The 17836-nt window shown below is 50.9% G+C and carries 17 protein-coding genes and 5 tRNA genes; 19 read left to right on the top strand and 3 right to left on the bottom strand.

All coding sequences use genetic code 11. The features are described 5' to 3' along the window. Nucleotides 1-12: 12 nt before the first annotated feature. Together glmL and glmS are read right to left on the bottom strand one after the other, a co-directional pair. Entirely contained in the window at nt 13-1401 is a 1389-nt protein-coding gene (gene glmL / locus P2W74_RS15910) for a methylaspartate mutase accessory protein GlmL (protein WP_203358450.1), read from the bottom strand. Then, complete coding sequence (gene glmS, locus P2W74_RS15905; RefSeq protein ID WP_276292371.1) at nt 1401-1850, bottom strand: methylaspartate mutase subunit S; 450 nt, start codon at nt 1848-1850, stop codon at nt 1401-1403. Before glmS ends, glmL begins: the two co-directional genes overlap by 1 nt. A gap of 1591 nt (nt 1851-3441) precedes the next feature. Here glmS and cydA point away from each other — a divergent pair. The 18 genes from cydA to pnuC all read left to right on the top strand — a co-directional run bounded on the left by cydA (nt 3442) and on the right by pnuC (nt 15413). Beyond that, the gene (gene cydA / locus P2W74_RS15900) at nt 3442-5010 is read left to right on the top strand and encodes a cytochrome ubiquinol oxidase subunit I (RefSeq protein WP_276295205.1); all 1569 of its coding nucleotides are present in this window, start codon (nt 3442-3444) and stop codon (nt 5008-5010) included. A gap of 15 nt (nt 5011-5025) precedes the next feature. Beyond that, on the top strand, nt 5026-6165 hold the full coding sequence (gene cydB, locus P2W74_RS15895) for a cytochrome d ubiquinol oxidase subunit II (protein ID WP_276292370.1): 1140 nt from the start codon (nt 5026-5028) through the stop codon (nt 6163-6165). Nucleotides 6166-6179: 14 nt separating this feature from the next. Continuing rightward, nucleotides 6180-6293: a cytochrome bd-I oxidase subunit CydX gene (cydX, locus tag P2W74_RS15890; RefSeq protein WP_071828905.1), complete on the top strand. Its 114-nt coding sequence runs from the start codon at nt 6180-6182 to the stop codon at nt 6291-6293. After that, nucleotides 6293-6586 (top strand): cyd operon protein YbgE, encoded by a 294-nt coding sequence (gene ybgE / locus P2W74_RS15885; RefSeq protein ID WP_276292369.1) that lies wholly within the window; start codon nt 6293-6295, stop codon nt 6584-6586. The genes cydX and ybgE overlap by 1 nt, the downstream gene beginning before the upstream one ends. Before the next feature lie 274 nt (nt 6587-6860). Further along, nucleotides 6861-7265 carry a tol-pal system-associated acyl-CoA thioesterase gene (ybgC, locus tag P2W74_RS15880; protein WP_192611606.1) on the top strand — a complete coding sequence of 135 codons (405 nt, stop codon included), beginning with the start codon at nt 6861-6863 and terminating at the stop codon, nt 7263-7265. Then, complete coding sequence (gene tolQ, locus P2W74_RS15875) at nt 7262-7954, top strand: Tol-Pal system protein TolQ (protein ID WP_276292368.1); 693 nt, start codon at nt 7262-7264, stop codon at nt 7952-7954. The genes ybgC and tolQ overlap by 4 nt, the downstream gene beginning before the upstream one ends. 3 nt (nt 7955-7957) lie before the next feature. After that, a complete protein-coding gene (gene tolR, locus P2W74_RS15870) occupies nt 7958-8386 on the top strand; it encodes a colicin uptake protein TolR (RefSeq protein ID WP_276292367.1) in 429 nt (142 codons plus the stop codon). 64 nt (nt 8387-8450) lie between these two features. Next, nucleotides 8451-9725 carry a cell envelope integrity protein TolA gene (gene tolA / locus P2W74_RS15865; RefSeq protein ID WP_276292366.1) on the top strand — a complete coding sequence of 425 codons (1275 nt, stop codon included), beginning with the start codon at nt 8451-8453 and terminating at the stop codon, nt 9723-9725. A 132-nt stretch (nt 9726-9857) separates the two neighbouring features. Then, the gene (tolB, locus tag P2W74_RS15860; RefSeq protein WP_192611609.1) at nt 9858-11150 is read left to right on the top strand and encodes a Tol-Pal system beta propeller repeat protein TolB; all 1293 of its coding nucleotides are present in this window, start codon (nt 9858-9860) and stop codon (nt 11148-11150) included. 34 nt (nt 11151-11184) lie between these two features. Next, a complete protein-coding gene (gene pal / locus P2W74_RS15855) occupies nt 11185-11703 on the top strand; it encodes a peptidoglycan-associated lipoprotein Pal (protein ID WP_162383422.1) in 519 nt (172 codons plus the stop codon). Between the two features lie 9 nt (nt 11704-11712). Next, nucleotides 11713-12507 carry a cell division protein CpoB gene (gene cpoB, locus P2W74_RS15850; protein WP_276292365.1) on the top strand — a complete coding sequence of 265 codons (795 nt, stop codon included), beginning with the start codon at nt 11713-11715 and terminating at the stop codon, nt 12505-12507. A 164-nt stretch (nt 12508-12671) separates the two neighbouring features. After that, nucleotides 12672-12747: transfer RNA gene (locus P2W74_RS15845), tRNA-Lys, on the top strand. A gap of 127 nt (nt 12748-12874) precedes the next feature. Next, nucleotides 12875-12950: transfer RNA gene (locus P2W74_RS15840), tRNA-Val, on the top strand. Nucleotides 12951-12953: 3 nt separating this feature from the next. Continuing rightward, a tRNA-Lys gene (locus tag P2W74_RS15835) sits at nt 12954-13029 on the top strand. A gap of 146 nt (nt 13030-13175) precedes the next feature. Further along, nucleotides 13176-13251 (top strand) — tRNA-Lys (locus P2W74_RS15830). 49 nt (nt 13252-13300) lie between these two features. Beyond that, nucleotides 13301-13376 (top strand) — tRNA-Lys (locus tag P2W74_RS15825). A gap of 246 nt (nt 13377-13622) precedes the next feature. After that, nucleotides 13623-14666 carry a quinolinate synthase NadA gene (gene nadA, locus P2W74_RS15820; protein ID WP_276295204.1) on the top strand — a complete coding sequence of 348 codons (1044 nt, stop codon included), beginning with the start codon at nt 13623-13625 and terminating at the stop codon, nt 14664-14666. Nucleotides 14667-14693: 27 nt separating this feature from the next. Then, nucleotides 14694-15413 (top strand): nicotinamide riboside transporter PnuC, encoded by a 720-nt coding sequence (gene pnuC / locus P2W74_RS15815; protein WP_276292364.1) that lies wholly within the window; start codon nt 14694-14696, stop codon nt 15411-15413. On the opposite strand, the gene zitB is transcribed toward pnuC, so the two are convergent. Then, nucleotides 15410-16351 carry a CDF family zinc transporter ZitB gene (zitB, locus tag P2W74_RS15810; protein ID WP_276292363.1) on the bottom strand — a complete coding sequence of 314 codons (942 nt, stop codon included), beginning with the start codon at nt 16349-16351 and terminating at the stop codon, nt 15410-15412. The two genes, pnuC and zitB, sit on opposite strands and share 4 nt — an antisense overlap. Before the next feature lie 373 nt (nt 16352-16724). Here zitB and aroG point away from each other — a divergent pair, with 373 nt between their 5' ends. Then, a complete protein-coding gene (aroG, locus tag P2W74_RS15805; RefSeq protein WP_276292362.1) occupies nt 16725-17777 on the top strand; it encodes a 3-deoxy-7-phosphoheptulonate synthase AroG in 1053 nt (350 codons plus the stop codon). The last annotated feature ends 59 nt before the right edge of the window (nt 17778-17836 follow it).

Below are 17836 nucleotides of genomic sequence, written 5' to 3'. Positions count from 1 at the left end.
TAGCCTTATGTTTTATAGGGTTAAACATTGAATGCTGGTGCGAGCAGCGGCTTGCGGGTACAACCTGGCAACGTTAGCCAGTAGAGGAAGCAGGCCATAGGAATCGCGGTAATATTCGAACTGGTTCGGCAACAGGATCCTTCTGCCGTCGTCATCCAGTTCCCGGTATTTAAGCCAGTTGTGAATATCGAACTGGCTGGCGCGTGAGAGCCATCCGCCAGAACCAACGATTTTGCGTACGGTGGTGAGATCGCGACCCATCTGTAAGTCGACGTTTCCCACGCAGGTACAGACCTGTTTTTTGGTTCCGGCGTGTCGCTCGGCGGCGTAACCTACACAGAGTCCCGCCAGCAGGGTGTCGAAGTATTTTTCTTCTTCGTTGTGCGGCAGGTAATCCGGGTGTGCCACCAGGTGACGCAGATAGCCGTAAAAGGCTTCCTGACGTGCCGGTTGTTGTGCAAATACGACATTCACCATTTCCTGGGTACTTTCACCCACCACGACGGCGGAGACGCGCATACCCAGATCGCCTTCAACGGTACGCTTGACGAAAGGTTCCGGTACGCCATGCAGTACGGTGTCAGGGGAGAGCGTGTTAGCGCTGGCAGAGTAGACATCCGTCGTGGCGCCGCCCATGTCGATCAACATGAACTCTTTCCACGCGCTGTCGTAATCGCTTATCGCTTTCACCAGCTCAAAGACAGTCCAGGGCGTTGGCATCGGCTCTTCACCGGTCGCGTCCACAATGACGTCCAGTCCTTTGCCTTTCACGATGCGTGATAAAAACAGATCGCAAATGGCCTGACGGGCGGCATACGGATTTGGGTGATCGAGATCTGGCAGAATGTTGTCTACGATGGTCAGATCCTTCTGCGCCAAAATAGACTGTACTTCGTCCTGAATATCCCGGTTTCCGGCGTAAATAATGGCGCAGTTGACATTCGACTCAGCCAGCGCACGCGCATTCGCCAGGCCGTAGCTTTCTTCGCCACCATCCGTGCCGCCAGAAAACAGCAGGATGTCCGGCGGCGACGATTCCAGTGCCTGGATGTCATGCCGGTTGAGTTTGTACGAGTAATACTGCGCGATTTTTGCCCCCGCAGAGTGAGCGGTGACTTTCGCAGATTCCAGCGTAATAGACGGTACAAGCCCCATTGCGGCAACGGCGAGTCCACCTTTGGCCGATGAGGAATACTTCAACTGCACTTCACCACTTTTCAGTAACGGGCGAGCATCGGTAACATTTAGCACCTGATTCAGGCTGGCAAAAAAACCTTCTGCCAGATGATGCGTGGTGGTTGGCGTCAGGACATGGTTTACCAGGGTTAACGCGTCCCCTTCGTAATCGAAGAGGGCGGCCTTGGTCCACGTCGATCCGATATCGACAGAGACTGTTTGCATCAGATAGCCTCTTCGAGACAACGTTGTTCAACACCATTGCGCTGTTGAATATCATTGGTGATCAGTTGGCAGACATCTTCCAGATCGTGGCTTGGTGCGAAGACACGGTTAAAGCCCATCTCTTTAAACTTCGCTTCTACCTCGGAGAAATCGTGCTTACCGACGACCAGGTTACCGCCGACATAGAGCAGAATTTCGCCGATGCCACGTTCGATGCAGCGCTCACGTAAACCGAGGCAGTCGATATCACCGTGACCGTAAATAGATGACACCACAATTGCATCGGCACCGGTTTCAATCGCGGCATCGATATATTCATCCTGGCTTACCATCACCCCCAGATTGATTACGCGAAAATCATGGTTAGTAAAAACGCGATCCAAAACTTTATTGCCTACCGCATGGCAGTCAGCACCAATGACGCCAATAACAAGTGTAGATTTTTTCATGAGTAATCCTCTGTAGGGCTGTTGGTAAAAAAGTAAGATTCGTTTTTAATATTTAGAACGCAGGTTGTCGTAACCTGTTAATAGCCCAGGAGTGTCTGTTTAAGCTAAAAATGAAGCAATTGATCTATTTTCAAAATATCCTTCTGAAAACGATTGTTTTGGATTTTGTTATTAAATAAAATCTTTTATATCAGCATCTTACGTTTGTTTTTTGGGGCGTGTTTTTATTTAATTACAAAAACCATTAATTAAGTAAGATGTCATCTTTGTGACCGAAATCTTATTTGCTGTGTATGAAATTACTTCGTTGCTTAAATATGCGCGGAGATGAAATTGTGAGGTGCGTAACGAAATATAAACGATGAGGCGTTAAGCATTTTGATTGTTGTTAATGAAAGGATAAAAATGATAATAATTTGTTTTATCTGATTTGTGATCGATTATACCATTTGGGGTAATCGTGGATTTATATTTGCGAGCTATGTATCATTCCCCAACAATAATAATCATATGAGATACTACTTAATGCTGTTTCCTGCGTGTGATCAAAGTAAATTTATCATCGCCCGTATTAAACGCGTTGCGGCAATCGCTAATTACCCTGCCATTCTTTTAAATCCACGGGAGACGTTCGGCTTCTTCGGGCAGATTTCCCGCGGAAAACGTTTCCCTTCGCCGCCTGAAGGATGCTTGCACTGGGCATTAAAAATGGCAGAGGGTAGGGAAGAACGTATCCTGCGTCTGTATCATCCTTCTGAACGAGGTCTGTGACGCCGTGCCAAAGCGATCATCGGCTGTGTGGAAACACGTATGGATGGACAGATTTGTTTCGTCAGCGGGGGAGGGAAAGTGAAGCAGAGGCGTTTCTGCCTGCACAGTCACGAATGTTCAACCAATAACTTGCATGAATAGCAAGCAATCAGACAAAAGCGATACCTGGTGCAGATTTGTTGTTAACAGAATAATAACGGCTTAGTGTTAATTAAAATGAGATTAAAAGTGAAATTATTGTGATTGTTTTTTGTGATGAATTTCGGCTATGGAAAATAACCGTCAATTGACTACGCTGAAAAGTTAAGTCCGGGAACGGGTTAACCGCGCTGATACGTTAATTAAAATACGGTTTTTTTATACACGCGCGTTTGTTTGGTAATCATTGGCTTCAACTTTGATACATGTGTGTAACATTGTTTTTACCAAGGTTACTCATAATACACATTGTTAACAGGTTTTATGGATTTTGATATAAATCAATGTTTAATCCTTGGAAAAGCACACTAAAACGCGATAAATTGTCCGCGATCAAATTGGTAGAAAAGTGATAACTTCGCTATAAATTGATCACTGTCGAAAAACGTAAATCTAACTCAATAAAAACCTGTTTATTGTAAGGATTTTGCGGCGTAATATAATTGCGGGATCAATTTGAGTTTTTCATTAACATGTTTGTAACCTTTCATCGTTGCTGTTTCCTCTCACGACAAAACAGTAACGAAGAAAGCGCGCAAATAAATTTGTATTGGGGCATGCGTGTGACCCTTTCTAACGGGGTTCACTCTCGGAGTCTTCATGCGATGAGCAAGGAGTCATGATGTTAGATATAGTCGAACTGTCGCGCTTACAGTTTGCCTTGACCGCGATGTACCACTTCCTGTTTGTGCCACTGACGCTCGGTATGGCGTTTTTGCTGGCCATCATGGAAACGGTCTACGTCCTTTCCGGCAAACAGATTTATAAAGATATGACCAAGTTCTGGGGCAAGTTGTTTGGTATCAACTTCGCTCTGGGTGTGGCTACCGGTCTGACCATGGAGTTCCAGTTTGGGACTAACTGGTCTTACTATTCCCACTATGTAGGGGATATCTTCGGTGCGCCGCTGGCGATCGAAGGTTTGATGGCCTTCTTCCTCGAATCCACCTTTGTAGGTCTGTTCTTCTTCGGCTGGGACCGTCTGGGTAAAGTCCAGCATATGTGTGTCACCTGGTTGGTGGCGTTGGGTTCTAACCTGTCCGCACTGTGGATTCTGGTTGCGAACGGCTGGATGCAGAACCCAATTGCAGCGGATTTCAACTTTGAAACCATGCGCATGGAGATGCTGAGCTTCTCTGAACTGGTGCTTAACCCGGTTGCACAGGTGAAATTCGTTCACACTGTCGCATCTGGTTATGTTTGTGGCGCGATGTTCGTTCTGGGTATCAGCTCTTACTATATGCTGCGCGGCCGTGACTTCGCGTTCGCTAAACGCTCTTTTGCTATCGCTGCCAGCTTTGGTATGGCTGCCATTCTCTCTGTTATCGTTCTGGGTGATGAATCCGGTTACGAAATGGGTGACGTGCAGAAAACCAAACTTGCCGCCATTGAAGCCGAGTGGGAAACCCAGCCTGCACCGGCATCCTTTACGCTGTTCGGTATTCCGGACCAGGATGCGCAGGAAAACCATTTTGCGATTCAAATTCCTTATGCGCTGGGCATCATTGCCACCCGCTCTGTTGATACACAGGTCATTGGTCTGAAAGATCTGATGGTGCAGCATGAAGAGCGTATCCGTAACGGGATGAAAGCGTATCAGCTGCTGGAAGAACTGCGTGCTGGCTCAACCGATCAGGCCGTTCGCGACCAGTTCAACAGCGTGAAGAAAGATCTGGGGTATGGTCTGCTGCTGAAACGCTATACGGACAACGTCACCGACGCGACCGAAGCGCAAATTCAGCTGGCAACGAAAGACTCTATACCCCGTGTTGCTCCACTGTACTTCGCTTTCCGTATCATGGTGGCGTGCGGCATTCTGATGCTGGCGATTATCGCGGTGTCCTTCTGGACTGTCATTCGCAACCGTATCGGCGAGAAAAAATGGCTGCTGCGCACGGCACTGTATGCGATTCCGCTGCCGTGGATTGCCATTGAGTCCGGTTGGTTCGTCGCAGAGTACGGTCGTCAACCGTGGGCAATTGGTGAAGTGTTACCGACAGCCGTGGCGAACTCTTCGCTGACTGCCGGCGACCTCATCTTCTCGATGCTGTTGATTTGCGGCCTGTACACCCTGTTCCTGGTGGCTGAACTGTACCTGATGTTCAAGTTCGCACGCCGTGGCCCGAGCAGCCTGAAAACCGGTCGTTATCACTACGAGCAGTCCACTGTGACTTCTCAGCCGGCACGCTAAGACAGGAGTCGTCAAATGATCGATTATGAAGTATTGCGTTTTATCTGGTGGCTGCTGGTTGGCATTCTGCTGATCGGTTTTGCGGTCACCGACGGTTTCGACATGGGGGTGGGCATGCTCACCCGTTTCCTCGGTCGTAATGATACCGAGCGTCGAATTATGATTAACTCCATCGCCCCACACTGGGACGGTAACCAGGTTTGGCTGATCACCGCGGGTGGCGCATTGTTCGCCGCATGGCCGATGGTGTATGCCGCTGCGTTCTCCGGTTTCTATGTGGCGATGATCCTTGTACTGGCGTCATTGTTCTTCCGTCCGGTCGGTTTCGATTACCGCTCGAAGATTGAAGACATGCGCTGGCGCAACATGTGGGACTGGGGCATCTTCATCGGTAGCTTCGTTCCGCCGCTGGTAATTGGTGTGGCATTCGGCAACCTGCTGCAAGGGGTTCCGTTCCACATGGATGAGTACATGCGTTTGTACTACACCGGCAACTTCTTCCAGTTGCTGAATCCGTTTGGTCTGCTGGCAGGTATCGTGAGCGTGGGGATGATTATCACCCAGGGCGCGACTTATCTGCAGATGCGTACCGTGGGTGAACTCCATCTGCGTGCACGTACGACTTCACAGGTTGCGGCACTGGTGACTCTGGTCTGCTTCGCTCTGGCAGGTGTCTGGGTGATATACGGTATTGACGGTTATGTTGTGACTTCCGCACTGGATCACCATGCCGCCTCTAACCCGATGATCAAAGAAGTAGCTCGAGAAGCGGGCGCATGGATGGTGAACTTTAACAATGCACCTATCCTGTGGTTGGTTCCGGCGCTGGGCGTGGTTCTGCCACTGTTGACCATCCTGACGTCTCGTATGGAGAAAGGGGCCTGGGCGTTCGTCTTCTCCTCACTGACGTTGGCCTGCATCATCCTGACTGCCGGTATCGCAATGTTCCCGTTTGTGATGCCATCCAGCACGATGATGAACGCAAGTCTGACGATGTGGGACGCCACCTCCAGCCAGAGAACATTGAATCTGATGACCTGGGTTGCGGCGGTGTTTGTACCAATCATCCTGCTCTACACCGGCTGGTGTTACTGGAAGATGTTCGGCCGCATCACCAAAGAAGATATTGAACGCAACACCCACTCTCTGTACTAAGTAAGGAGCTTAAAATGTGGTATTTCGCCTGGATTTTGGGAACGCTTCTTGCCTGTGCATTTGGGATAATCACAGCGCTGGCGCTTGAGCACGTTGAAGCAGGCAAAGCCGGACAAGAAGAAAGCTGATGACCAACATTATCGCGATGTTATATGCGGTAATGGATAAGCGCCCCTTGCGGGCGCTTTCCTTTGTGCTGGCAATCGTGTTGGCTGGCTGCATATTCTGGGACCCATCACGCTTCGCAGCAAAAACCAGTGAGCTGGAAATCTGGCATGGTTTTCTGTTGATGTGGGCGGTCTGTGCAGGTGTGATTCACGGTGTGGGATTTCGTCCCCGCGCGGTTCACTGGCAGGGGCTTTTCTCTCCATTGATTGCCGATATCGTGCTTATCACCGGCCTGTTTTTCTTCTTCTTTTGAATAAGAAACATCCTTAAATATTTATGGGCTTGCATAAGCCCATAATTTTTTACGCTCCCTTAACTTCCCCCCATTCCCAAGCCTCAATAGCGCGCGTATAGTAGCAACGTTTAAAATCTCTAACTTTTGTTGCATTACCGGGATGTAAAGTGAATACGACGCTATATACAACAGCATTCTTGATGCATCGCGGCGGCAAGTGCGCGAATCACCAGGAGCTTACTGGAGTAAGTGACTGGTGTGAGTGGACGAAGCCAACAAAGAGGCTGCAGGAATGAATAAGTATATATTTCGATGGCCGGTTCGCGTCTACTATGAAGACACCGATGCCGGTGGTGTGGTTTACCACGCCAGTTACGTCGCTTTTTATGAAAGAGCACGCACAGAGATGCTGCGCCATCATCACTTCAGCCAACAGGTGTTGCTGGCTGAACGAGTCGCCTTTGTGGTACGCAAAATGACCCTGGAATATTTTGCGCCAGCGCGACTTGACGATATGCTCGAAATCCAAACAGAAATTACGTCAATGCGTGGCACCTCTTTGGTATTCACGCAACGCATTGTCAACGCAGAGAACACCGTGCTGAATGAAGCAGAAGTTCTGATTGTTTGCGTTGATCCACTCAAAATGAAGCCTCGTGCGCTTCCCAAGTCTATTGTCGCGGAGTTTAAGCAGTGACTGACATGAATATCCTTGATTTGTTCCTGAAGGCAAGCCTTCTGGTTAAACTTATCATGTTGATTTTGATTGGTTTTTCGATCGCATCCTGGGCTATCATTATCCAGCGAACTCGTATTCTTAACGCGGCTGGGCGTGAAGCTGAAGCGTTCGAAGATAAATTCTGGTCCGGAATCGAACTGTCTCGCCTGTATCAGGAAAGTCAGGGGCGCCGTGATAGCCTGGCCGGTTCGGAGCAAATCTTCTACAGCGGGTTCAAAGAGTTTGTGCGACTGCATCGTGCGAACAATCATGCGCCAGAAGCGGTGGTTGAAGGGGCATCCCGTGCGATGCGTATCTCGATGAACCGTGAACTGGAAACATTAGAGACGCATATTCCCTTCCTCGGTACGGTGGGGTCTATCAGCCCGTATATCGGTCTGTTTGGTACGGTCTGGGGGATTATGCACGCATTTATCGCGCTGGGTGCGGTAAAACAGGCAACCCTGCAGATGGTTGCGCCAGGTATCGCGGAAGCATTGATTGCAACGGCCATCGGTCTGTTTGCTGCCATTCCAGCCGTTATGGCCTACAACCGTCTGAATCAGCGCGTGAACAAGCTGGAACTGAATTACGACAACTTTATGGAAGAGTTCACCGCGATTCTGCACCGCCAGGCGTTTACCAGCACCGAGAGTAACAAGGGGTAAACCATGGCCAGAGCGCGTGGACGAAATCGTCGCGAACTTAAGTCCGAAATCAATATTGTACCGTTGCTCGACGTTCTGCTGGTGCTGCTGCTGATCTTTATGGCGACAGCGCCAATCATTACCCAGAGTGTGGAAGTCGATCTGCCGGATGCGACCGAGTCGCAGGCCGTTAGCAGCAATGACGAACCTCCGGTCATTATTGAAGTTTCCGGTATTGGGCAATACAGCGTGGTGGTTGAAAAAGACCGTATGGATCAGTTACCGCCAGAGCAGGTTATTGCAGAGGCGAAGAGTCGCCTGGAGTCCAATCCGAAAACGGTCTTCTTAATCGGTGGCGCGAAAGATGTGCCTTACGATGAAATAATTAAAGCACTGAACTTGTTACACAGTGCGGGCGTGAAGTCGGTTGGCTTAATGACGCAGCCAATCTGAAGTCTGCGTCCCTCTGGCTTGCAATATAGCGAGTAACAGACGAACAGTTTTTTGGGAACCGAGAGTGTCAAAGGCAACCGAACAAAACGACAAGCTCAAACGGGCGATAATTATTTCAGCGGTGCTGCATGTCATTTTATTTGCGGTACTGATCTGGAGTTCGTTCGATGAGCACATTGATGCTTCAGCTGGTGGCGGTGGTGGTTCTTCCATTGACGCCGTCATGGTTGATCCTGGCGCTATTGTTCAACAGTACGATCGTCAGCAGCAGCAACAGGCGAGTGCGAAACGTGCTGAGCAGCAGCGTGAAAAACAAGCGCAGCAGCAAGCCGAAGAGCTTCGTGAGAAACAGGCGGCTGAACAAGAGCGTTTGAAGCAACTAGAGAAAGAACGTTTAGCTGCGCAGGAAAAAGTGCGCGAACAGACGGAGCAGCAAAAACAGGCTGAAGCCGCGGCGGCGAAAGCGCAGGAGCAACAGAAGCAGGCTGAGGAAGCTGCAGCGAAAGCCGCAGCAGACGCGAAGGCCAGGGCGGATGCTCAGGCGAAACAAGCCGCAGAAGCAGCGAAGAAAGCGGCCGCAGACGCACAGAAAAAAGCGGAGGCTGATGCCGCCGCAAAAGCCGCTGCTGATGCGAAGAAAGTCGCCGAGGTGATGGCTGCTAAGGCTGCCGCTGAGGCGGCGAAAAAAGCACAGGCAGAAGCCGCTAAGCAAGCTGCAGCAGAGAAGGCCGCCGCTGAGAAAGCTGAAAAAGCAGCTGCTGCGAAAGCTGCCGCTGCTGAAAAAGCCGCAGCTGATAAGAAAGCGGCTGCAGATAAAGCCGCAGCGGACAAGAAAGCCGCGGCTGAGAAGGCTGCTGCAGATAAAAAAGCTGCAGCCGATAAGAAAGCAGCTGCAGATAAAGCCGCTGCCGCTAAAAAAGCGGCGGCTGAAAAAGCCGCAGCAGCTTCCGGTGTCGACGATCTACTGGGCGATTTAAGCTCTGGTAAGAATGCGCCGAAATCCGGCGGTGGGGCGAAAGGCAGCAATGCTTCCCCTGCCGGAAGTGGTAATACTAAAAATAATGGCGCATCAGGTGCGGATATCAGCAACTATGCCGGGCAGATTAAAACTGCCATTGAAAGTAAGTTTTATGACGCCTCGTCCTATACAGGGAAAACCTGTACGCTGCGCATAAAGCTGGCTTCCGACGGCATGTTACTGGATATTCAGTCTGAAGGTGGCGATCCCGCGCTTTGTCAGGCTGCGCTTGCAGCAGCTAAACTTGCGAAGATCCCGAAACCGCCAAGCCAGGCAGTATATGAAGTGTTCAAAAACGCACCATTGGACTTCAAACCGTAATCGCGATGTTGGCCGTCACATCGGTCAATATCAGACACCGGTTGTCGCTGGGTTCTGGTAGTTTTGTGTATTTGAGTTTGTTAACATTCTGCTAAATTATCGTGGGCTATCTGTCCAGATAAGGGAGATATGATGAAGCAGGCATTACGAGTAGCATTTGGTTTTCTCATACTGTGGGCGTCGGTTCTGCACGCTGAAGTCCGCATTGTGATCGACAGTGGTGTAGATTCCGGTCGTCCTATTGGCGTTGTGCCATTCCAGTGGGCGGGACCGGGGGCGGCTCCTGAAGATATCGGTGGTATCGTGGGTGCTGACCTGCGCAACAGCGGTAAATTTAATCCGCTGGACCGTTCTCGCCTGCCTCAGCAGCCGGGTACCGCTCAGGAAGTTCAGCCTGCGGCATGGTCTGCTCTGGGCATTGATGCTGTCGTGGTCGGTCAGGTGACGCCGAATCCGGACGGTTCCTACAATGTTGCGTATCAGCTGGTTGACACCGGCGGTGCGCCGGGTACCGTTCTGGCGCAGAACTCTTACAAAGTGAACAAGCAGTGGCTGCGTTATGCCGGTCATACTGCAAGTGACGAAGTGTTCGAAAAACTGACCGGTATTAAGGGCGCGTTCCGTACCCGTATCGCTTATGTGGTTCAGACCAATGGCGGTCAGTTCCCGTATGAACTGCGCGTGTCTGACTATGATGGCTACAACCAGTTCGTGGTTCACCGTTCTCCGCAGCCGCTGATGTCTCCGGCATGGTCTCCGGACGGTTCCAAACTGGCGTACGTCACCTTTGAAAGCGGCCGTTCTGCGCTGGTCATCCAGACGCTGTCTAACGGTGCGGTTCGTCAGGTTGCCTCTTTCCCGCGTCACAATGGTGCGCCAGCATTCTCTCCGGACGGCAGCAAACTGGCGTTTGCCTTGTCTAAAACCGGTAGTCTGAACCTGTATGTGATGGACATTGGCTCTGGCCAGATCCGCCAGGTGACGGATGGTCGCAGCAACAACACTGAACCGACCTGGTTCCCGGACAGCCAGAACCTGGCATTTACCTCTGACCAGGCCGGTCGTCCGCAGGTGTATAAAGTCAATGTCAACGGCGGTGCTCCGCAACGCATTACCTGGGAAGGATCGCAAAACCAGGATTCTGATGTGAGCAGTGACGGCAAATTTATGGTAATGGTAAGCTCAAATAGTGGGCAACAACACATTGCCAAACAAGATCTGGTAGCGGGTGGCGTACAAGTTCTGTCGTCAACGTTCCTGGATGAAACGCCAAGTCTGGCACCTAACGGCACTATGGTAATCTACAGCTCTTCTCAGGGGATGGGATCCGTGCTGAATTTGGTTTCTACAGATGGGCGTTTCAAGGCGCGTCTTCCGGCAACTGATGGTCAGGTTAAATTCCCTGCCTGGTCGCCGTATCTGTGATAATAAATAATTGATTAATAAAGGAATCATTGAAATGCAACTGAACAAAGTGCTGAAGGGGCTGATGATCGCTCTGCCTGTTATGGCAATCGCGGCATGTTCTTCTAACAAGAACGCCAGCAATGACGGCAGCGAAGGCATGATGGGCGCTGGCACTGGTATGGATGCTAATGGCAGCGGCAACATGTCCTCTGAAGAGCAAGCGCGTCTGCAGATGCAACAGCTGCAGCAGAACAACATCGTTTACTTCGATCTGGACAAGTACGATATCCGTTCTGATTTCGCTGCAATGCTGGATGCGCACGCAAACTTCCTGCGTAGCAACCCGTCTTATAAAGTCACCGTAGAAGGTCACGCGGACGAACGTGGTACTCCTGAGTACAACATCTCCCTGGGCGAACGTCGTGCTAACGCCGTTAAAATGTACCTGCAGGGTAAAGGCGTTTCTGCTGACCAGATCTCCATCGTTTCTTACGGTAAAGAAAAACCTGCAGTACTGGGTCATGACGAAGCGGCTTACTCCAAAAACCGTCGTGCCGTACTGGTTTACTAAGAGAATGACATGAGCAGTAACTTCAGACATCACCTGTTGAGTCTGTCGTTACTGGTTGGCATAGCGGCCCCCTGGGCCGCTTTTGCTCAGGCGCCAATCAGTAGTGTCGGCTCTGGCTCGGTCGAAGACCGCGTCACTCAACTCGAGCGTATTTCTAATGCTCATAGCCAGCTTTTAACCCAACTCCAGCAACAACTTTCCGATAATCAGACTGATATTGATTCCCTGCGTGGCCAAATTCAGGAAAGCCAGTATCAACTGAATCAGGTGGTTGAGCGTCAGAAACAGATCCTGTTGCAGATAGACAGTCTGGGCAGCGGTAGTGCAACGGCGCAACCTGCTGCAGGCGATCAAAGTGGAGCAGCAACGGCAACGCCTGCTCCTGCTCCTGATGCTGGAGCGGCAACGACAGGCGCGCCTGCTTCAAGCGGAGACGCGAATACGGATTACAACGCGGCAATTGCCCTGGTGCATGATAACGCGCGTCAGGACGACGCGATTGTGGCGTTTCAGAACTTCATCAAACAATACCCGGACTCAACGTATCAGCCGAATGCCAATTACTGGCTGGGGCAGTTGAATTACAACAAGGGTAAAAAAGATGATGCTGCGTTCTATTTTGCCTCGGTAGTGAAAAACTATCCGAAGTCTCCGAAGGCTGCTGATGCGATGTTCAAAGTCGGCGTCATCATGCAGGACAAAGGCGATACGGCAAAAGCCAAAGCCGTTTACCAGCAGGTCATCAGTAAATACCCTGGTACCGATGGCGCGAAACAAGCGCAAAAACGTCTCAGCGCGATGTAATGCACACCCCGCGACCAGAAATCGCGTTATTTCTGGTCGTGTCGTGTGATTCCTAAGCAGTTGAGTGATCTATATCGAAATTTTTGTTGCGCTGAAATCTGAAATCAGTAATATATGCCGCCGTTGCCACGGGATATCAAACAAACCAAAAGCAGCGCAAAAGTGGGTCGTTAGCTCAGTTGGTAGAGCAGTTGACTTTTAATCAATTGGTCGCAGGTTCGAATCCTGCACGACCCACCAATTACTGAAATAGGTTGTGGTAGTAAAACGTGAAGGATAACGTTGCGTCAGCAACGGCCCGTAGGGCGAGGCGAAGCCGAGTCATCCTGCACGACCCACCACTTAAAGCAGTATCCAGCGTAGTATCGGGTGATTAGCTCAGCTGGGAGAGCACCTCCCTTACAAGGAGGGGGTCGGCGGTTCGATCCCGTCATCACCCACCACTCGGGTCGTTAGCTCAGTTGGTAGAGCAGTTGACTTTTAATCAATTGGTCGCAGGTTCGAATCCTGCACGACCCACCAATTTTAACATCGAACTCAGATGTTAAGCGTGAAGGATAACGTTGCATCAGCAACGGCCCGTAGGGCGAGGCGAAGCCGAGTCATCCTGCACGACCCACCAATTTTAAATTGGTAACCGAGTAAAATTTTTCAGGTAACACCCGAATGGGGCGTTAGCTCAGTTGGTAGAGCAGTTGACTTTTAATCAATTGGTCGCAGGTTCGAATCCTGCACGCCCCACCAATATCGAGGTGGGTTCCTGAAAAAGAATTAAAGTAGTAAACCCCATATGGGGGCGTTAGCTCAGTTGGTAGAGCAGTTGACTTTTAATCAATTGGTCGCAGGTTCGAATCCTGCACGCCCCACCAGTGTAAAAAGGCGCCCTAAAGGCGCCTTTTTGCTATCTGCAATTTAGACGATTCGAACCTGCAGCTGGTTCGGGTAAGCGACAGCACCACCCGATGTCATATACGTACTCCCACGCTCAAAATCTCCACGACTTTTCCCACTGTTTCAGCTATCTTGTTTAGCATACAAAACACTTGTGTCCGATTAATGCGCTTAGTGCGCTAATGACCGGCAATTTCGTTAAGCCAGTAAAACGAGAAAGCATGATGAGCGTGATGTTTGATCCAGAAGCCGCAATCTATCCGTTTCCACCGAAGCCAGCGCCGCTGAGTGTGGATGAAAAACAATTCTACCGTGAGAAAATCAAACGTCTGCTGAAAGAGCGGGACGCCGTGATGGTCGCCCACTATTACACCGACCCGGAAATCCAGCAACTGGCCGAAGAAACCGGCGGCTGTATTTCGGATTCGCTTGAGATGGCACGCTTTGGCGCGAAACATCCGGCGTCGACCCTGCTGGTGGCAGGGGTTCGGTTTATGGGGGAAACCGCTAAAATCCTCAGCCCGGAAAAAACCATCCTGATGCCGACCCTGCAGGCGGAATGTTCGCTGGATTTGGGATGTCCGATCGATGCTTTCAGCGCCTTTTGTGATGCCCATCCGGATCGCACCGTGGTGGTGTATGCCAACACGTCAGCAGCGGTAAAAGCGCGGGCGGACTGGGTGGTGACATCCAGCATCGCCGTTGAACTTATTGAGCATCTTGATAGTTTAGGTGAAAAAATCATCTGGGCACCGGATCGCCACCTGGGCAACTACGTACAGAAGCAGACCGGCGCCGACGTGCTATGCTGGCAGGGCGCCTGTATTGTGCACGACGAGTTTAAAACCCAGGCCTTAACCCGCATGAAGGGGCTTTACCCAAATGCCGCCGTGCTGGTACATCCTGAATCACCTCAGTCGATTGTTGATATGGCCGATGCGGTGGGGTCAACCAGTCAGCTCATCAATGCGGCGAAAACGCTGCCGCATCAGCAGCTGATTGTGGCGACCGACCGGGGCATTTTCTACAAAATGCAGCAGGCGGTTCCTGAGAAAGAACTGCTCGAAGCGCCGACGGCGGGAGAAGGTGCGACCTGTCGTAGTTGCGCTCATTGTCCGTGGATGGCGATGAACGGCCTTAAAGCGATTGCTGAAGGCCTGGAACAAGGCGGAGCGTCCCATGAAATCCATGTTGACGAAACGCTGCGAGAAGGCGCTTTATTGCCGTTAAACCGCATGCTGGAATTTGCGGCTACACTACGAGCTTAATCATAACGTTTTGCTCTGGGGGAAAAGATGGATTTTTTTAGCACGCAGAACATTCTGGTTCATATTCCAATCGGCGCGGGAGGGTACGCTCTGTCGTGGATTGAGGCTGTGGGGACTGTCGCCGGTTTATTGTGTATCGGGCTGGCGAGCCTGGAGAAGATCAGTAATTACTTCTTTGGTCTGATTAACGTTACGCTGTTCGCCATTATCTTTTTTCAGATCCAACTCTATGCCAGCCTGCTGTTACAGGTTTTTTTCTTTGCCGCCAATATCTATGGCTGGTATGCCTGGTCCCGACAAACGAGTCAACATGAAGCGGAACTGAAAATTCGCTGGCTGCCGTTGCCAAAAGCGCTGAGCTGGCTGGCTGGCTGCGTGGTCGCCATTGGTCTGATGACGGTATTCATCGACCCTGTATTCGCCTTCCTGACAAAAATGGCTGTGAATATTATGCAGACGCTGGGATTGCAGGTTGCTGCGCCTGAGCTACAGCCTGATGCCTTCCCTTTCTGGGACTCCTGCATGATGGTGCTGTCGATTGTGGCGATGATCCTGATGACGCGCAAATACGTTGAGAACTGGCTCTTGTGGGTGGTTATCAACGTCATCAGTGTTGTGATCTTCGCGCTACAGGGGGTCTACGCGATGTCGCTGGAATACCTGATCCTGACATTTATTGCCCTGAACGGCAGTCGGATGTGGATCAACAGCGCGCGCGACCGAGGCTCACGCGCACTTTCCCATTAATGGTGGTGATGTATATGCCCGGATTGCCTCTGGTTCAGATGGCAATCCGGGCCGTTACAAGGTTGATACTCTAACTGTATGGTGGCGTGTTCAATCTGGTAATGATGGATCAGAAAATGTTGGATGCGCGCCAGCAACGCATCATGATCGTGCGGTGGGATCACCTGCACATGCATCGTCATCACCGGTTTTTCGCCGACCATCCAGACATGCACATGGTGCACATTACGTACTTCCGGGATATCCCTGCTGAGATGGCGCTGTAAAGCGGCAATATCCAGGGAAACCGGAGCGCCCTCCAGGAGTTCGTTGACGCTGTCTTTCAACAAACGCCATGCACTTCTTAGTACCAGCAGGGAAACCAGGATTGAGAGGATCGGGTCGGCAGGCGTCCAGCCCGTCCAGATGATAATCAGTGCAGCAATGATTGCCCCGACCGATCCCAGTAAGTCGCCCATCACATGCAGGGCAGCGGCCCTGACGTTGAGGTTTTTTTCTTCACTGCCACGGTGCAGTATCCAGAATGAGAGCACATTGGCCATCAGCCCAGCGACGGCGATGACCATCATCATGCCGCCCGCAACGGGTTGCGGTGTATAGAAACGTTCAATGGCCTCCCAGACTATCAAAATGGTGATCACCACCAGCGCGATGGCATTAACAAACGCGGCCAGTGTCGTGAGTCTTAGCCAGCCGAAGGTATGGCGGATCGTGGGCGGTCGCCGGGAAAACTGTACGGCCAGTAGTGCAAAGAGCAGGGCGGCGGCATCGGTAAGCATGTGACCGGCATCCGCCAACAGTGCCAGCGAGCCGGAGATCATTCCGCCCGCCACCTCAACCAGCATAAATCCGGCGGTGACACAAAATGCGAACAGCAACCGACGGGCATTTTTATCTTCCGGCAGGTGAGGTGAATCAGGAGTATGTGAGTGCGCCATAGTGTCATCCCTTTGTTATTCTCATCATTACTGTATGACATCATACGGATTTTTGACTGACAAAATAAAAAGGAGAGCTTTTACTCTCCCGGTATCAGCCCTATTTTCAGGTTTTGGGGACTCAGCAGAAGGGCGCTAACGACTGCGGAAAGGTGATTTAGCTCAGCATAGAATCTGGAAAATAATTTTAATAAGAGCAATTGAAGTTGAAAATTGTAGGCTGGATCTCGATTTTCGCTACTTTATGGCGTTTTTCTACTGATTTCAGGATTAATTCATGCAAAGTGTAAAACCCAGTTTACACTTTCGGGATGAAGATATAGATTGGAGGGATTGCATTCATTTATATAAGTATGGCAACGCTGGAATAATCATGAATTATCAGAACGACGATTTACGCATTAAAGAGATCAACGAGTTATTACCGCCGGTCGCACTCCTGGAAAAATTCCCCGCTACTGAAAACGCTGCCAACACGGTAGCGCATGCCCGTAAAGCGATTCATAAAATTCTGAAAGGCAATGACGATCGTCTGCTGGTCGTGATTGGACCGTGTTCAATTCATGATCCGGCGGCGGCCAAAGAGTATGCGGCTCGCCTGCTGGCACTGCGTGAAGAATTAAAAGACGAGCTTGAGATCGTCATGCGCGTCTATTTTGAAAAACCGCGCACCACCGTGGGCTGGAAGGGGCTGATCAACGATCCGCACATGGATAACAGCTTCCAGATCAACGATGGTCTGCGTATCGCCCGTAAGTTATTGCTGGATATCAATGATAGCGGTTTACCGGCTGCCGGTGAGTTCCTTGACATGATCACCCCACAATACCTTGCCGACCTGATGAGCTGGGGCGCCATTGGGGCGCGTACTACCGAATCTCAGGTTCACCGTGAGCTGGCTTCAGGACTTTCCTGCCCGGTAGGATTCAAAAATGGCACCGATGGCACGATCAAGGTCGCCATTGACGCTATCAACGCCGCAGGGGCGCCGCACTGTTTCCTTTCCGTCACCAAATGGGGTCACTCCGCAATTGTGAATACCAGCGGAAATGGCGACTGCCATATCATTCTGCGCGGCGGGAAAGAACCGAACTACAGCGCGCATCACGTCGCAGCCGTGAAAGAGGGACTTGGGAAAGCAGGGTTGGCTGCGCAGGTGATGATTGATTTTAGCCACGCCAATTCCAGCAAGCAGTTCAAAAAGCAGATGGATGTCTGCGCGGATGTCTGCCAGCAAATTGCCGGCGGAGAAAAGGCGATCATTGGCGTGATGGTGGAGAGCCATCTGGTTGAAGGTAATCAAAACCTGGAAGGCGGTGAACCGCTGACTTACGGTAAAAGCATTACCGATGCCTGCATTGGTTGGGAAGACACCGACTCGCTGCTGCGTAAGTTGTCGAACGCGGTGAAAGCGCGCCGCGGATAATTCTGCTTATCTGCATCTAAGCCGACTCTGACAGTCGGCTTTTTTTGTGTCTCCGCTTC

The sequence above is a fragment of the Citrobacter enshiensis genome, from assembly GCF_029338175.1.
Lineage (GTDB): Bacteria > Pseudomonadota > Gammaproteobacteria > Enterobacterales > Enterobacteriaceae > Citrobacter_D > Citrobacter_D enshiensis.
Note: the sequence above shows the minus strand (reverse complement) of the source record. Positions and strands in the feature narration are given on the sequence as shown.

What these genes read in the sequence shown, in the direction of transcription:
- glmL (WP_203358450.1), bottom strand. Translation starts at nt 1,401, where the DNA reads ATGCAAACAGTCTCTGTCGATATCGGATCGACGTGGACCAAGGCCGCC.
- glmS (WP_276292371.1), bottom strand. Translation starts at nt 1,850, where the DNA reads ATGAAAAAATCTACACTTGTTATTGGCGTCATTGGTGCTGACTGCCAT.
- cydA (WP_276295205.1), top strand. Translation starts at nt 3,442, where the DNA reads ATGTTAGATATAGTCGAACTGTCGCGCTTACAGTTTGCCTTGACCGCG.
- cydB (WP_276292370.1), top strand. Translation starts at nt 5,026, where the DNA reads ATGATCGATTATGAAGTATTGCGTTTTATCTGGTGGCTGCTGGTTGGC.
- cydX (WP_071828905.1), top strand. Translation starts at nt 6,180, where the DNA reads ATGTGGTATTTCGCCTGGATTTTGGGAACGCTTCTTGCCTGTGCATTT.
- ybgE (WP_276292369.1), top strand. Translation starts at nt 6,293, where the DNA reads ATGACCAACATTATCGCGATGTTATATGCGGTAATGGATAAGCGCCCC.
- ybgC (WP_192611606.1), top strand. Translation starts at nt 6,861, where the DNA reads ATGAATAAGTATATATTTCGATGGCCGGTTCGCGTCTACTATGAAGAC.
- tolR (WP_276292367.1), top strand. Translation starts at nt 7,958, where the DNA reads ATGGCCAGAGCGCGTGGACGAAATCGTCGCGAACTTAAGTCCGAAATC.
- tolB (WP_192611609.1), top strand. Translation starts at nt 9,858, where the DNA reads ATGAAGCAGGCATTACGAGTAGCATTTGGTTTTCTCATACTGTGGGCG.
- pal (WP_162383422.1), top strand. Translation starts at nt 11,185, where the DNA reads ATGCAACTGAACAAAGTGCTGAAGGGGCTGATGATCGCTCTGCCTGTT.
- cpoB (WP_276292365.1), top strand. Translation starts at nt 11,713, where the DNA reads ATGAGCAGTAACTTCAGACATCACCTGTTGAGTCTGTCGTTACTGGTT.
- nadA (WP_276295204.1), top strand. Translation starts at nt 13,623, where the DNA reads ATGAGCGTGATGTTTGATCCAGAAGCCGCAATCTATCCGTTTCCACCG.
- pnuC (WP_276292364.1), top strand. Translation starts at nt 14,694, where the DNA reads ATGGATTTTTTTAGCACGCAGAACATTCTGGTTCATATTCCAATCGGC.
- zitB (WP_276292363.1), bottom strand. Translation starts at nt 16,351, where the DNA reads ATGGCGCACTCACATACTCCTGATTCACCTCACCTGCCGGAAGATAAA.
- aroG (WP_276292362.1), top strand. Translation starts at nt 16,725, where the DNA reads ATGAATTATCAGAACGACGATTTACGCATTAAAGAGATCAACGAGTTA.